Origin of the sequence: Nonomuraea sp. NPDC050540, from assembly GCF_044457485.1 — a bacterium.
Lineage (GTDB): Bacteria > Actinomycetota > Actinomycetes > Streptosporangiales > Streptosporangiaceae > Nonomuraea.
This window is the reverse complement of sequence record NZ_JBITHA010000003.1, coordinates 488,040-501,544: the sequence shown is the minus strand read 5'-3', so window position 1 is coordinate 501,544 and position 13,505 is coordinate 488,040. Positions and strand designations below refer to the sequence as shown.

12 protein-coding genes are annotated in these 13,505 nt (G+C 71.1%); 3 read left to right on the top strand and 9 right to left on the bottom strand.

Going from position 1 to position 13,505, the window contains the following annotated elements; all coding sequences use genetic code 11:
• Window positions 1–264 precede the first annotated feature (264 nt).
• Window positions 265–2,295, bottom strand: a complete 2,031-nt coding sequence (locus ACIBI5_RS12650; RefSeq protein ID WP_397246117.1) for a bifunctional aldolase/short-chain dehydrogenase — start codon at window positions 2,293–2,295, stop codon at window positions 265–267.
• Complete coding sequence (gene rhaI / locus ACIBI5_RS12645) at window positions 2,295–3,431, bottom strand: L-rhamnose isomerase (protein WP_397246115.1); 1,137 nt, start codon at window positions 3,429–3,431, stop codon at window positions 2,295–2,297. The genes ACIBI5_RS12650 and rhaI overlap by 1 nt, the downstream gene beginning before the upstream one ends.
• Before the next feature lie 106 nt (window positions 3,432–3,537).
• Between rhaI and ACIBI5_RS12640 the strand changes: the two genes are divergently transcribed.
• Both ACIBI5_RS12640 and ACIBI5_RS12635 read left to right on the top strand, forming a co-directional pair.
• A complete protein-coding gene (locus ACIBI5_RS12640) occupies window positions 3,538–4,512 on the top strand; it encodes a LacI family DNA-binding transcriptional regulator (RefSeq protein ID WP_397246113.1) in 975 nt (324 codons plus the stop codon).
• Window positions 4,509–5,897, top strand: coding sequence for a rhamnulokinase family protein (locus ACIBI5_RS12635; RefSeq protein ID WP_397246111.1), 1,389 nt, complete (start codon window positions 4,509–4,511; stop codon window positions 5,895–5,897). The genes ACIBI5_RS12640 and ACIBI5_RS12635 overlap by 4 nt, the downstream gene beginning before the upstream one ends.
• 62 nt (window positions 5,898–5,959) lie before the next feature.
• On the opposite strand, the gene ACIBI5_RS12630 is transcribed toward ACIBI5_RS12635, so the two are convergent.
• The 3 genes from ACIBI5_RS12630 to ACIBI5_RS12620 all read right to left on the bottom strand — a co-directional run bounded on the left by ACIBI5_RS12630 (window position 5,960) and on the right by ACIBI5_RS12620 (window position 8,856).
• On the bottom strand, window positions 5,960–7,255 hold the full coding sequence (locus ACIBI5_RS12630) for a dicarboxylate/amino acid:cation symporter (protein WP_397246109.1): 1,296 nt from the start codon (window positions 7,253–7,255) through the stop codon (window positions 5,960–5,962).
• A gap of 89 nt (window positions 7,256–7,344) precedes the next feature.
• A complete protein-coding gene (locus ACIBI5_RS12625; protein WP_376773472.1) occupies window positions 7,345–7,407 on the bottom strand; it encodes a putative leader peptide in 63 nt (20 codons plus the stop codon).
• 408 nt (window positions 7,408–7,815) lie between these two features.
• Window positions 7,816–8,856 (bottom strand): LLM class F420-dependent oxidoreductase, encoded by a 1,041-nt coding sequence (locus ACIBI5_RS12620; protein ID WP_397246106.1) that lies wholly within the window; start codon window positions 8,854–8,856, stop codon window positions 7,816–7,818.
• A gap of 94 nt (window positions 8,857–8,950) precedes the next feature.
• Here ACIBI5_RS12620 and ACIBI5_RS12615 point away from each other — a divergent pair, with 94 nt between their 5' ends.
• Window positions 8,951–9,841 carry an endonuclease/exonuclease/phosphatase family protein gene (locus tag ACIBI5_RS12615; protein ID WP_397246104.1) on the top strand — a complete coding sequence of 297 codons (891 nt, stop codon included), beginning with the start codon at window positions 8,951–8,953 and terminating at the stop codon, window positions 9,839–9,841.
• Between the two features lie 40 nt (window positions 9,842–9,881).
• Here ACIBI5_RS12615 and ACIBI5_RS12610 read toward each other — a convergent pair whose 3' ends face one another.
• The 4 genes from ACIBI5_RS12610 to ACIBI5_RS12595 are packed head-to-tail and all read right to left on the bottom strand — an operon-like array spanning window position 9,882 to window position 13,493.
• On the bottom strand, window positions 9,882–10,448 hold the full coding sequence (locus ACIBI5_RS12610; protein WP_397246102.1) for an NTP transferase domain-containing protein: 567 nt from the start codon (window positions 10,446–10,448) through the stop codon (window positions 9,882–9,884).
• Window positions 10,435–11,544: an XdhC family protein gene (locus tag ACIBI5_RS12605; RefSeq protein ID WP_397246100.1), complete on the bottom strand. Its 1,110-nt coding sequence runs from the start codon at window positions 11,542–11,544 to the stop codon at window positions 10,435–10,437. Before ACIBI5_RS12605 ends, ACIBI5_RS12610 begins: the two co-directional genes overlap by 14 nt.
• Window positions 11,537–12,610, bottom strand: a complete 1,074-nt coding sequence (locus ACIBI5_RS12600) for a VWA domain-containing protein (RefSeq protein WP_397246098.1) — start codon at window positions 12,608–12,610, stop codon at window positions 11,537–11,539. The genes ACIBI5_RS12605 and ACIBI5_RS12600 overlap by 8 nt, the downstream gene beginning before the upstream one ends.
• Window positions 12,603–13,493, bottom strand: coding sequence for an AAA family ATPase (locus ACIBI5_RS12595; protein WP_397246096.1), 891 nt, complete (start codon window positions 13,491–13,493; stop codon window positions 12,603–12,605). Before ACIBI5_RS12595 ends, ACIBI5_RS12600 begins: the two co-directional genes overlap by 8 nt.
• Window positions 13,494–13,505: the final 12 nt, after the last annotated feature.

Genomic DNA, 13,505 nt, shown 5'->3' with positions numbered 1-13,505 from the left:
CATTCCCCCACACACCGCGCAGACCGCCCCGACCGCACCCCCACAGCCCGCCGCCACGTCCCCACCGCCGGCCATCCGCCACACCCCACCCGCGCGGGCCGCCGCACCCACACCCGCCCGGACCTCCGCACTCCCACCGCAGGCCGTCCGCCAGATCCCCGCGTCAGGCTGCGACCGGGCGAAGAGCCCGGACGCGGGCCACGCGAGCGGAAGCCAGGGACTCCCTGTCCGCGCGTCCCGCCAAACGGGGGTGGTGGGGTGGGGTCAGCGGAGGAAGGCGGCGGGGACGCCGGCGTCGACCGGGATGTGCAGGCCCGTTGTGAGGGCCAGGTCGCCGGCGGTCAGGGCGAACACCGCGGCCGCCACGTGTTCCGGCAGGACCTCGCGCTTCAGCAACGTGCGCCGGGCGTAGAACGCGCCGAGTTGCTCCTCGGGCACCCCGTAGACGGCCGCGCGGTTGGCGCCCCACCCGGAGGCGAAGATGCCGGAGCCACGGACGACGCCGTCCGGGTTGACGCCGTTGACGCGGATGCCGTGTTCGCCCAGTTCCGCGGCGAGCAGGCGGACCTGGTGGGCCTGGTCGGCTTTGGCGGCGCCGTAGGCGACGTTGTTGGGGCCGGCGAAGATCGAGTTCTTGGAGGAGATGTAGATGACATCTCCCCCCATGCCCTGATTTATCAGGACTCGGGCGGCTTCGCGGGAGACCAGGAACGAGCCCTTCGCCATGACGTCGTGCTGGATGTCCCAGTCGTCCGCCGTGGTCTCCAGCAGGGGGCGCGACAGGGACAGTCCCGCGTTGTTGACGACCAGGTCGAGGCCGCCGAAGGCCAGCACGGCCCGCCGTACCATGTCCTGGACCTGCGCTTCGTCGGTCACGTCCGCGCGGACCGCCACCGCCGCGTCCGCTGTGCCGATCCGCGCGGCCACCTTCTCCGCGGCGGCGAGGTCGCGGTCGGCGACCACCACGAGGGCCCCCTCGGCGGCCAGGCGGCGCGCGGTCGCCGCGCCGATGCCGGAACCGCCGCCGGTGACCAGCGCGATCCTCGTGGCCAGCGGCTTGGGCGGCGGCAGGCGGCGGAGCTTGGCCTCCTCCAGGTCCCAGTACTCGATGCGGAACTTCTCACTCTCCTCGATCGGCGCATAGGCGGACAACGCTTCGGCGCCGCGCATGACGTTGATCGCGTTGAGGTAGAACTCGCCGGCGACGCGGGCGGTCTGCTTGTCCTTGCCGAAGGAGAACATGCCGACGCCGGGCACCAGCACGATCGCGGGGTCCGCGCCGCGCATGGGGGGTGATTCCGGTACGGCGTGGCGGGCGTAATACGCGGCGTACTCCGCGCGGTAGGCGGCGTGGAGCCGCCTGATCCGTTCCTCGTCGGGGTCCGGGGGCAGGACGAGGGGGGCGACCTTGGTGCGCAGGAAGTGGTCGGGGCAGGAGGTGCCGAGGGCGGCCAGGCGGGGGTGTTCGGCGCGGGCGAGGAAGTCGAGGACCTCGGGGGTGGCGGTGTAGTGGCCGGCCATGGGCGCGTCGGTCGAGGCCAGGCCGCGCAGCAGGGGGAAGAGCCGGGCCGCCGCGGCCAGCCGTACTTCTTCGCCGGGGGTCTCGTGCACGATCGGGCCGAAGGGGTCGGGGCGGCCGTGGGCGGCGATGTACCGCTCGGCGGTGCGGATGATCTCCAGCGAGTTGGCGCGGCACTCCTCCGAGGTGGCGCCCCAGGCGGTGATGCCGTGGCCGCCGAGGATGACGCCGATGGCCCGCGGGTTCGCGGCCTGGATGGCGGCGATGTCCAGGCCGAGCTGGAAGCCCGGACGGCGCCAGGGCACCCACACCACGCGGCCGGCGAAGATCCGCTCGGTCAGGGCGGGGCCGTCCTGGGCGGCGGCGATCGCGATGCCGGCGTCGGGGTGCAGGTGGTCGACGTGCGCCGCCTCGACCAGGGCGTGCATCGCGGTGTCGATGGACGGCGCGGCACCGCCCTTGCCGTGCAGGCAGTAGTCGAACGCGGCCACCATCTCGTCTTCGCGTTCAACGCCGGGATAGATCGTTTTAAGCGCGCGGACGCGGTCGAGCCGCAGGACGGCCAGGCCGCTCTCCTTCAGCGTGCCCAGGTCGCCGCCGGAGCCCTTGACCCACAGGAGATCGACGTCCTGGCCGGTGACGGGGTCGTGGCCGGCGGCCTTGACCGAGGCGTTGCCGCCCGCGTAGTTGGTGTTGCGGGGGTCGCCGCCCAGGGCGTGGGCGCGGTCGAGCAGTTCCCTGACCTGCGCGGGAGTGTCGTGGCGCGTGCTGCTCATCAGGCTCCCCAACCTGCCTGGGCGCCGCCGACGCGGGCGGCGCTGATCTCCTGGAAGTATCCGGACCTGGCGTAGGCGGCCATGGGGTCCGGGTCGAGGCCCGCCTCCTGGCGGAGGTCGGCCAGCAGGAGGCGTACGTCGGTGTTGTAGGCGTCCATGAGGACGGCGTGGGCGGCGAGGATGTCGCCCACGGCCTGCGCGGACTTAAGCGCATTCTTGTCGACGAGGAGGGCCTTCGCGGTCGCCTCCTGAACGTTCATCACCGAGCGGATCTGGCCGGGGATCTTGGGCTCGAGGTTGTGGCACTGGTCGAGCATGAACGCGATCCCGGGCTCCTCCGCCACCTCGTACATGATCCGGAACAGCTGGAACGGGTCGGCCGCCCCCACCATCAGGTCGTCGTCGGCGTAGAAGCGCGAGTTGAAGTCGAAGCCGCCGAGCTTCCCCTCCCTGAGCAGGAAGGCCACGATGAACTCGATGTTGGTGCCCGGCGCGTGGTGGCCGGTGTCCACGACGACCTGCGCCTTCGGGCCCAGCTTGACGCAGTGGGCGTAGGCGGTGCCCCAGTCGGGCACGTCGGTCGTGTAGAAGGCGGGCTCGAACAACTTGTACTCCAGCAGGAACCGCTGCCCCTCCCCCAGCCGTGCGTAAACCGATTCAAGAGCCTCGGCCAGGCGGTCCTGGCGGGCACGGATGTCGTCCTGGCCCGGGTAGTTGGTGCCGTCGGAGAACCAGAGCTTGAGCGTGTCCGACCCGGTGGCGTCCATGATGTCGACGCATTCCAGCAGGTGGTCCAGGGCCTTGCGGCGGACGCGCGGGTCGGGGTTGGTGACGCTGCCCAGCTTGTAGTCGTCGTCCTGGAAGACGTTGGCGTTGATCGCCCCGATGCTCAGCCCGAGGCCGTCCGCGTGGCGGCGCAGGCCGGCGTAGTCGTCCACCTTGTCCCAGGGGATGTGCAGGGCGACGCTCGGGGCGATCCCGGTGAAGCGGTGCACCTGGGCGGCGTCGGCCAGCTTCTCGTAGGGGTCGCGGGGGACGCCGGGCTGGGCGAAGACCTTGAAGCGCGTGCCCGAGTTCCCGTACGCCCACGAGGGGGTCTCGATCCGTTGCTCCCTGAGCCGCGGTCTGATGTCCATGGAGGCAATCCTTTGAATCGTTTTAACGACGTGTGCGACGCTAGACAGCGATCTCGCTGCCGTCAATTGCCGTTTCGTGGTTGTTACGTTTTAATCAGGTCTTGTGGTGAACATCAAGGAGGTCGCCGAACTGGCCGGAGTAAGCCCCGGCACGGTCTCGAACGTCCTGAACCGCCCGGAGAAGGTCTCTCCCACGACCCGCCGGCGGGTGGAGGCGGCCATCGAGGACCTCGGCTTCGTCCGGCACGCCTCGGCCTCGACGCTGCGCGCGGGCCACAGCCGGACGATCGGCCTGTCGGTGATCGACATCGGCAACCCGTTCTTCACCGACGTGGCCGCCGGAGTGGAGGAGACCGCCAGCGCCCTGGGGTACGCGGTCATCCTGGGCAACTCGGCGGGCTCGCGTACCAAGGAGGAACGCAACCTGCGCGTCCTGGCCGAGCAGCGGGTACGCGGCGTCCTCATCACCCCGTCCGACGAGGACCCCGCGCGCCTGGACCGCCTGCGCGCCCACAACATCAACGTCGTCCTCGTCGACCACCCGCCGCACCGCGCCGACCAGTGCTCGGTGGCGGTGAACGACGTGGTCGGCGGCAAGCTGGCCCTGGAGCACCTCCTGGCCGGCGGCGCCACCTCCGTCGCCTACGTCAGCGGCCCCCTGACCATCCGCCAGTGCCAGGATCGCTTCGACGGCGCCTCTCAGACGTTCCCCGGCACCATGCGCCTGATCCAAATGCCCGCCATGACCGCCCGCGCCGGCGAAAGAGCCGCTCAGCTCCTTCTGGACTCCGGCATCCCGGACGCCGTCTTCTGCGCCAACGACCTGCTGGCGCTGGGCGTCCTGCGCGGCCTCACGCAACTCGGCGTCCGCGTCCCCGACGACGTGGCTCTGATGGGCTACGACGACATCGACTTCGCGTCGGCCTCGGCCGTCTCGCTGACCTCCATCCGCCAGCCGACCTACCAGTTGGGCAAGGTGGCCACGGAACTGCTGCTCGACGAGTGCGACCGCCCCGGCACCCACGCCCACCAGCAGATCGTCTTCCAGCCCGAACTGGTCGTGAGAGAGTCCACCCGATGACCCGCTTCGCCGCCATCGACCTCGGCGCCTCCAGCGGCCGCGTCATCGTCAGCGACGAGTCCCTGACGCTGACCGAGATCCACCGCTTCCCGAACGGCGCCACCCGGCGCGAGGGCGCCCTGCGCTGGGACATCCACCGCATTTTTCACGAGATCCTGTACGGCCTGGCCAAGGCGGGACCGGTCGACTCGATCGGCATCGACTCGTGGGGCGTCGACTACGGCCTCCTGGGCCACGACGGCGCCTTGCTCGGGGACCCGGTGAGCTACCGCGACAGCCGTACCGAAGGCGTGGTGTCCGCCACGATCGACCGGCTCGGCGCCGCGGCTCTCTACGAGGCCACCGGCATCCAGCCCCACCCCATCAACACCATCTTCCAGTTGCTGGCCGACGACCTGACCGACGCCGCGACCATGCTCCTGATCCCGGACCTGATCGCGTACTGGCTGACCGGCGAAGTGGGCGCGGAGGTCACCAACGCCTCCACCACCGGCCTCCTGGACATCCACTCCCGGACCTGGTCGTACGACCTGGCGGGCAAAGCAGGCATCCCCACCCACCTCTTCCCACCGATCCGCCACCCCGGCACCCCCATCGGCGTCATGGCCCCCGCCCACGCGCCGACGTCGTGCTGCCGAGCCGCCTTCCCGGACTGGTCGGCCCCGGTCGTGACCGTGGCCTCCCACGACACCGCCTCCGCCGTGATCGCCACCCCGGCCGCCACGGACGCCTTCGCCTACATCTCCTGCGGCACGTGGTCGCTGGTGGGCGTGGAGCTGTCGTCGCCGGTGCTGTCAGAGGCCAGCCGTACCGGACATTTCACGAACGAGACCGGTCTGGACGGCACGACCCGCTACCTCCGCAACGTCATGGGCCTGTGGCTTCTCCAGGAATGCCTGACCACCTGGGGCACGCCCGACCTCCCCACGTTGCTGCGGTCAGCCGCGGAAGCCGAACCCCACCGCTCCCTGATCGACGCCGCCGACCCGTCCTTCCTGGCCCCCGGCGACATGCCCGCCCGCATAGCCGAAGCCTGCCGAAGAGCGAACCAGCCCGCCCCGAGAACGCAGGCCGAGACAGTCCGCTGCATCCTGGAAAGCCTGGCCCTGGCCCACCGAAACGCGGTGACCGACGCGACAGCGTTGTCCGGCCACCCGGTGGAGGTCATCCATTTGCTGGGCGGCGGCGCCCGCAACCGTCTCCTGTGCCACCTGACCGCCGAAGCCACCGGCCTGCCTGTGCTGGCCGGCCCCGTAGAGGCCACCGCCTTGGGCAACATCCTCGTGCAGGCCCGAGCGGCCGGAGTGGTCGACAGCTTCCGCGAAATCCGCACCCTGGCGCGTGACTTTCACAGCGGACCGAGGGCTCCGCTGGGGCACACCTAAGTCCTTCGGCACGACGAAAGGGCGAGAGGCAGGAAGCCTCTCGCCCTTTCGCCGTCTTGCGGTTATGCCAGCGCCGGTTCCCTGGCGGGGGACTTGGCGGCGGGGGCGTCGTCGTCGAGGGCCTGGGGCGGGGCGTTGAAGACGGCCTCGTCCAGGCGGCCCTCGGAGCGGGCGACCAGGACCGGGACCACTGCCTGGCCCGCGACGTTGGTGGCGGTGCGGATCATGTCCAGGATGGGGTCGATGGCCAGGAGGAGACCGACGCCCTCCAGGGGCAGGCCCAGGGTGCTCAGGGTCAGGGTGAGCATGACGATGGCGCCGGTCAGGCCGGCCGTCGCGGCCGAGCCCACGACCGAGACGAAGGCGATCAGCAGGTAGTCGCCCACGCCGAGCGGGACGTTGAAGACCTGGGCCACGAAGATGGCGGCCAGCGCGGGATAGACCGAGGCGCAGCCGTCCATCTTGGTGGTGGCGCCGAACGGGACGGCGAAGGAGGCGTAGTCGCGGTCGACGCCGTTGCGCTCCACCGTCACGCGCTGGGTCAGGGGCAGGGTGCCCACGGAGGAGCGGGAGACGAAGGCGAGCTCGATGGCGGGCCAGGCGTTGCGGTAGAACTTCAGCGGGTTGACCTTGCCGAAGACGGCCAGCAGCGTCGGGTAGATCGCCAGCAGGACGATGAAGCAGCCGATGTAGACGCCGGCCGAGAACTTGGCCAGCGGGGCCAGCAGGTCCCAGCCGTAGGTGGCCACGGCCTTGCCGATCAGGCCCGCGGTGCCGATGGGGGCCAGGCGGATGACCCACCACAGGGCCTTCTGGACGAGTTCGAGGACCGAGCGGCTCAGGTTCAGGAACGGCTCGGCCTTGTCGCCGATCGCCAGGGCCGCGGCGCCGAGGACGACGCCGAGGAAGACGATCTGGAGGACGTTGAGCTCGGTGAAGGCGGTGACGATGTTCGTGGGGATGATGCCGGTCACGAAGTCGAGCCAGGTGCCGGCGCCCTCGGTGTCGACGGGCTTGGCGGTGCTGGTGTCGAGGGTGACGCCCTGGCCGGGGTTGATGATGAGGCCGAGGCCGATGGCGAAGGCGACCGAGATCAAGGCGGTCGCGAGGAACCAGAACAGGGTCTTGGAGGCCAGCCTGGCGGCGCCGTTGACGTTGCGCAGGTTGGCGACGCTGACCAGCACCGCGGTGAACACCAGCGGCGGGACGGCCAGCTTCAGCAGCTGGACGAAGATCTTGCCGACTTGGGTCAGGGTCTCTGCGAGCCAGGAGACGTCCCAAATTTTGGCGACGAATCCGAGGGCGATGCCGGCCACGAGGCCGGCGAGCAGTTGCAGCGAAAAGCTGAATCTCTTCACGAGAGGAAGGCTCCGGAGATGACGGCATGCCGAAGGCGCACCGGAAAGGAGAAAAGGGGTGAGTGGCGATCTAGCGCGTCATGGCGCGATCAGCGACAGCTCGTCCCCGTCACGCGGCACAGGTCGATGTGCAGCCGCTCAACGAGCCACACGATGACTACCGAAAACCTCACGAATCGTCACAACACCGCTCTTATCTCTGGCTATTCCCGCCGCCCTGCGTGATCCAGGTCACTGTCCCTTACGGCTCCGCCCCCGAACCACCGCCCGCCGCCCCGGCGCGCCAGCCCGGCCGATGCTCCCCACCGCACTTCGGCTGGGCGCCGCGACAGCCATCCGCCGGCCAGGCGCCGTGGCCCACGCCGGGCACCGCACCGGGTGCGCCGAGCCCCGCCGCAACCCTTCCGTCCGCGCGGCGCACAAAACCCCAGAAACCAAGACACCCCAAGACCGAAGCAAGTCCAGGGCAGGCCGGACCCTGGGCACGAGCGACCGGCGCGGAGGCGGGCGGACCCAGAGCGCTGGAGTGCGGGGCGCCAGGACGCCGGGGTGTCAGGTGGTCAGGTGGTCAGTTCTTTCATCTTTTCCACCAGGCGCAGGCGCTCCTCGTGGGTGTTGGCCAGAGGCGTCACGTTCAGCGTCGTCACCCCCGACTCGCGCAGAGCCTGGATCCGGTCTCGGACGAAGCCCTCCGACCCGATCAGCGACATCTTCTCCAGCAACTCCTGCGGCACCAACGCCGCCGCCTCCTGCTTCTTCCCCTCCAGGTACAGGTCCTGGATCTGCTCGGCCTCCTTCTCGTAGCCGTAACGCCGGGCGAGCTCGTTGTAGAAGTTGCGCCCCTTTGCCCCCATCCCGCCGATGTACAGGGCCGCCATGCCACGCCCCAGTTCCAGCAGCCCCTGCACGTCGTCCCCGATCGCCAGGGCGGCCTGCGCGATCGTGTCCAGCGGGCCGAGGGACGGGTCGCGGCGGGCGGCCCCGGCGGCCAGCGACGGCCCCCAGACGTCGGCCGCCTTCTCCGGTACGTAGAAGATCGGCTCCCAGCCCTCGGCGACCTCGGCGGTCAGCTCGACGTTCTTGGGGCCGATGGCGGCGACCACGATCGGGATGCGCGGCCGTACCGGATGATTGATGATCTTGAGGGCTTTGCCGAGTCCGGTGCCCTGCTCGGGAGGGAGCGGCAGGGTGTAGTGCTTGCCGGAGTAGGTGAGCTTCTCGCGGCGCCACACCTGGCGGCAGATGTCGATGACCTCGCGGGTACGGCCCAGCGGCGCCGTGTAGGGCACGCCGTGGAAGCCTTCGATCACCTGCGGGCCCGAGGCGCCGAGGCCCAGGGTGAAGCGGCCGTCGGAGACGTAGTCGAGCCCGGCGGCGGTCATCGCGAGCAGGGTCGGGGTGCGGGAGTAGATCGGCAGGATGCCGGAGGCGATCTCCAGGCGGTCGGTCTTGGCGGCGATGTAGCCCATCTGGCTGACCGCGTCGAAGCTGTAGGCCTCGGCCACGAAGACGATGTCGAGCCCGGCCCGCTCGTAGTCGGCCAGTTCGGCGACCGTCTCTTTGAAGCCGCCTGAATAGTTGAGCGCCATACCGATCCGCATGCCGGGCTCCCTCGAACCGAGTAGTAACCGAACTATATTCGGCACCAGGTTAGCCTGTCCGCATCCCGAGCCCGCACCGGCTAGCCTGGGACAGGTGCTGAGTCGGGTCGTCATCGTCGTGTCCGCCCTGGTCGCCGTGGCCTTGGCGGGTCATCAGCTCTTTCCGGCCATGGGTGGATTCACACCTATCTGGGAGAGCATGCTGCCCTGGGTGGGGCTCATGGTGCCCGTGCTTCTGCTCGGCGCGGCGCTGTCGCGCTCGAAGGGCGCCGCGATCGCGGCTCTGGTGCCCGGCCTGGTGTGGGCGCTGATGTTCGGCTCGACCATGCTGCAGTCGCCGCCCGGCGGCGCGAGCGACCTGAAGGTGGCCACGGTCAACGTCGGCGTCACCAACAGCGCCTCCGGCGAGGCCATGCGCAAGATCGCCGAAGGGCTCGACCTGGTCGCGGCCCAGGAACTCACCCCGGGCGGACCGGCCGCCAAGCAGCTCGACCGGATGTTCCCGCACAAGTACCCGGTCGGCACGGTCGGGCTGTGGAGCCGCTACCCGCTGAGCAAGCAGCAGAAGCTCGACGTCGGCATGGGCTGGCCCAGGGCGCTGCGGGCGGTGGCCGACACGCCGAAGGGCAAAGTGACGGTGTACGTGATGCACCTGGCCTCGGCCCGCCCCGGGCACACCGCCTTCCGCGACAAGTCGCTGGCCCACGCGCGCTCGCTGGTCGACAAGGACTCCAGCAAGCGCATCCTGCTCATGGGCGACCTCAACACCGCCACGACCGACCGCGGCATGTCCGGGCTGACGCCGCCGCTGCGGGACGCGCAGCGCGAGGCGGGCGACGGGTTCGGGTTCACCTGGCCGTCGTCGTTCCCGATCACCCGGCCCGACCACATCCTGTACAAGGGCATGACCGCGACCAAGGCGGGCGTCGCCCCGGCCGTCGGCAGCGACCACCGCGCCGCCCTGGCGTCGCTGCGCCTGTCATAGGAGCCCTTGACGGGCGGTGGCGGCGACGGCCGAGACTCGGCTAGAGGCCTTTCAGAAGCTCCAGGTCCTCGGGCGTGTCGATGTCGGCCGGGCTGCCCAGCCCGTCGCACGGCACGTCGGTGATCAGCTCCGGGTACGCCTTCAGGAACGGCCTGGCCCCCACGTCCCCCACGGCCAGCCCGGCCACCTCGGCGAAGTGGTCCCGGCCGAACAGCACCGGGTTGCGCCGGGCGCCGCCGTACGTGGCCACGGCCACCTCGCCCCCGCTGGCGATCAGCGCCGCCACGGCGGCGGGCGTCACGAACGGCTGGTCCACCAGCGCGACCACGACGGCGGCGGCGTCCGGCGGCAGCGCGGCCAGCCCGACACGCAGCGAGGAGCCCATCCCGGTGCGCCAGTCCGGGTTGCGCACGACGACGGCGCCGCGCACGGGCACGGTCGCCGCCCCGAGCACCACCACGACGGGATGGCAGCCGCCGGTCTCCAGCAGCCGCACCCCGCGATCGACCAGCCGCTCGCCCTCGTACTCCACGAGCGCCTTGGGCGTGCCCAGCCGCGCTCCGCGCCCGGCCGCGAGCAGCAGCCCGGCCACGCTAGATCGCTTCATCCCGCTTTTCTGCCCATCCGTGAATGCGTCCACGCGTCTCGCTCAGCGGCCGTCCGGAACCGCCCCACCGCAGCTGGATGAGCTCGGCGGCGATGGACACCGCCGTCTCCTCCGGGGTGCGGGCGCCCAGGTCGAGGCCGATGGGCGAGCGCAGCCGTCCCAGCTCCTTGGCGGTGAGCCCGGCCTCGCGCAGCCGTTCCAGCCGGTCCTCGTGGGTACGGCGCGAGCCCATCGCGCCCACGTAGCCGGCGTCGGTGCGCAGGGCCAGCTCCAGCAGCGGCACGTCGAACTTGGGGTCGTGGGTGAGCACGGCGATGACCGTGCGCTCGTCCACCTTCTGCGTGGCCAGGTAGTCGTGCGGCCACTTGACCACGACCTCGTCGGCCTCGGGGAAGCGCTTGGGGGTGGCGAAGACGGGGCGGGCGTCGCAGACGGTGACGTGGTAGCCGAGGAACTTGCCGACCCGGGAGACGGCGGCGGCGAAGTCGATGGCGCCGAAGACCAGCATGCGCGGCGGCGGCGCGAAGGAGTGCACGAACACCGCCAGGTCGTCCAGGCGGCGCTCGCCGTGGCCGCCGTAGTGGCGGATGCCGGTCAGGCCCTGGGCGAGCATGCCGCGGGCGTCGTCGTCGACGGCCTGGTCGAGGCGGTCGAGGCCGAGGGTCCCTGCGGTGCGGTCGGGCCAGATCACCCTTCTGGCCCCCATCCGGCCGGGGCCGCCGACGATGGTGGCGACGGCCACGGGCTCGTGGGCGCGTACCGAGGCGTAGATGTCGCCGAGCTCGGGGAAGGTCTCGATGGAGACCGGCTCGACGAGGATGTCGATGATGCCGCCGCAGGTGAGCCCGACCGCGAAGGCGTCGTCGTCGCTCACGCCGTACCGCCGCAGGACGGGGACCTCGGTCTCGGCGGCCAGCTCGAACACCGCGCCCTCGACGCAGCCGCCGGAGACGCTGCCGACGACCTCGTCCCCGCGCACGGCCATCGAGGCGCCGGGCGGCCGGGGCGCGCTGCTGAACGTGCTCACCACCGTCGCCAGCCCGAACCTCAGCCCGGAGCGCCACCACCGCATGATCTCCGGGAGCACCTCACGCATGGCCGAGCCTTTCGCTGAGCGCCTCGAACGCGGCCAGGCTGTGCCCGGCCACGAGGTCGTCTATGTACGGCAACGCCGCCCGCATCCCACCGGTGAGCGGCTCATAACCCTCATACCCCTTGTGCGGGTTCACCCAGATCACCCGGTACGCCTGCCGGGCGAGCCTGGCCATCTGGGCGCCGAGCAGTGCCGGGTCGCCGCGTTCCCAGCCGTCCGAGGCGAGGACCACGATCGCGCCACGCGCGTCATGATTTTTCAGGAAACTCCGGAGCTCCTCCCCCAGCCGGGTGCCGCCGCTCCAGTCCGGTATCACCCGCGACGCCGCGTTCAGCGCGGTGCCCGGATCGCGGTGACGCAACTCGGCGGTGACGTGCGTCAGCCGCGTCCCGATCGAGAACACCCTGGTCGCCCTGGGTTCGCCGCGCACCAGCGCGTGCGCGTACCGCAGCAGCGTCTCCGCGTACGGCGACATCGACCCGCTCACGTCGACCAGCAGCACCACTTCACGCGGGCGCGTGGCGTGCGCCTTCCTGCGCAGCCGCGCCACCTCGCCCTTGCGCAGCGCCTCGCGGATCGTCCGCCTCGGGTCGAGGACGCCGCGGTGGGCGGGATGGTAACGCCGCGAGCGCCGGCGGGCCCGCCGATCGCGCAGCATCGCCAGCATCCGGTGCACTTCTGCGCGTTCGGCCTCGGTCATCCTGGCCACGTCGCGGTGGCGCAGGATCTCGGTGCGGCTGGCCGTGCCGGGCGCCGCGTCCGCGTCCTCCTGCTCGCCGTCCTCGCGCGCCTCGCCCGCCGCCACGTGCCGCGTGACGACCTTGTCCGCGGTACGGCCGGCCGCCCGCAGCCCGCCGAAGTAGGCGGCGAAACAGCGGTCGTACCGGGGCAGGTCGTCCGGCGCGGCGCACAGCGTCAGCCGCCCGGCCCAGTACACCCGTGCGGGGTCGCCCACGTCGAGGTGGTCCAGTGCGAGCAGCAGGTTGCGGGTGCGCTCGTGGTCGGCCGCGACCCCGGCCGCTCGCAGCGTCCTGGCGAACCCGGTCATCGTCGCGGCGAGCTCATCCATGGCGCAGCAGCCCGTTCGCGAGCACGGCCTCGACGTCCTCCCGGTACTTCAGCGCCGCGCCCAGCGTGGCCGCCGCCAGACCCGGGTCGAGCTCGCGCGCGCCGAGCGTGAGCAGCGCCTCGGTCCAGTCGAGGGTCTCGGCCACGCCGGGCGGCTTGATCAGCTCGGCCGCCCGCAGCCGCTCCGCCGCCCCCGCCACCTGCAGGGCAAGCGTCTGCGTGCACCCGGGCAGCCTGCGCAGCAGGATCGCCACCTCACGGTCGAATCCCGGATGCTCCAGCCAGTGGTACAGGCAGCGCCGCTTCAGCGCGTCGTGCACCTCCCGCGTCCGGTTGGAGGTGACGACCACGACCGGCGGCGTGGCCGCCCTGATCGTGCCCAGCTCGGGGATGGAGATCGTGAAGTCGGACAGCACTTCGAGCAGGAACGCCTCGAACTCGTCGTCGGCCCGGTCGATCTCGTCCACCAGCAGCACGCTGGGCTGCGTCTCGACCGCCTTCAGCAGGGGCCGGGCGATGAGGAAGCGCCGGTCGTAGATCTCGCTCTCCAGCCGGGCCACGTCGGTGACCCCGGCCGCCTCGGCGGCCTTGAGATGGAGGAGCTGGCGGGCGAAGTCCCAGTCGTAGAGGGCCTGGGCGGCGTCGAGGCCCTCGTAGCACTGCAGCCTGATGAGCGGCGCCTTGAGCAGGTCGGCCAGCGTCTTGGCCAGCTCGGTCTTGCCGACCCCCGCCTCCCCTTCCAGGAACAGCGGCCGGCCCATCCGCAGCGCCAGGAACGCCGCCGTCGCCAGTCCTTCGTCGGCCAGGTAGGAGTGCCGGTCGAGCAGCTCGACCAGCTTTTCCGGTGACTCGATGTCCGCCGCCCTGATGGTCCGCCTCAGCACCCCTTCAGGCTA

Bases quoted from the DNA above. Each gene is read 5' to 3' on its own strand.
- ACIBI5_RS12610 (WP_397246102.1), bottom strand. From the start codon at position 10,448: ATGAAGCGATCTAGCGTGGCCGGGCTGCTGCTCGCGGCCGGGCGCGGA.
- ACIBI5_RS12605 (WP_397246100.1), bottom strand. From the start codon at position 11,544: ATGCGTGAGGTGCTCCCGGAGATCATGCGGTGGTGGCGCTCCGGGCTG.
- ACIBI5_RS12600 (WP_397246098.1), bottom strand. From the start codon at position 12,610: ATGGATGAGCTCGCCGCGACGATGACCGGGTTCGCCAGGACGCTGCGA.
- rhaI (WP_397246115.1), bottom strand. From the start codon at position 3,431: ATGGACATCAGACCGCGGCTCAGGGAGCAACGGATCGAGACCCCCTCG.
- ACIBI5_RS12650 (WP_397246117.1), bottom strand. From the start codon at position 2,295: ATGAGCAGCACGCGCCACGACACTCCCGCGCAGGTCAGGGAACTGCTC.
- ACIBI5_RS12620 (WP_397246106.1), bottom strand. From the start codon at position 8,856: ATGCGGATCGGTATGGCGCTCAACTATTCAGGCGGCTTCAAAGAGACG.
- ACIBI5_RS12635 (WP_397246111.1), top strand. From the start codon at position 4,509: ATGACCCGCTTCGCCGCCATCGACCTCGGCGCCTCCAGCGGCCGCGTC.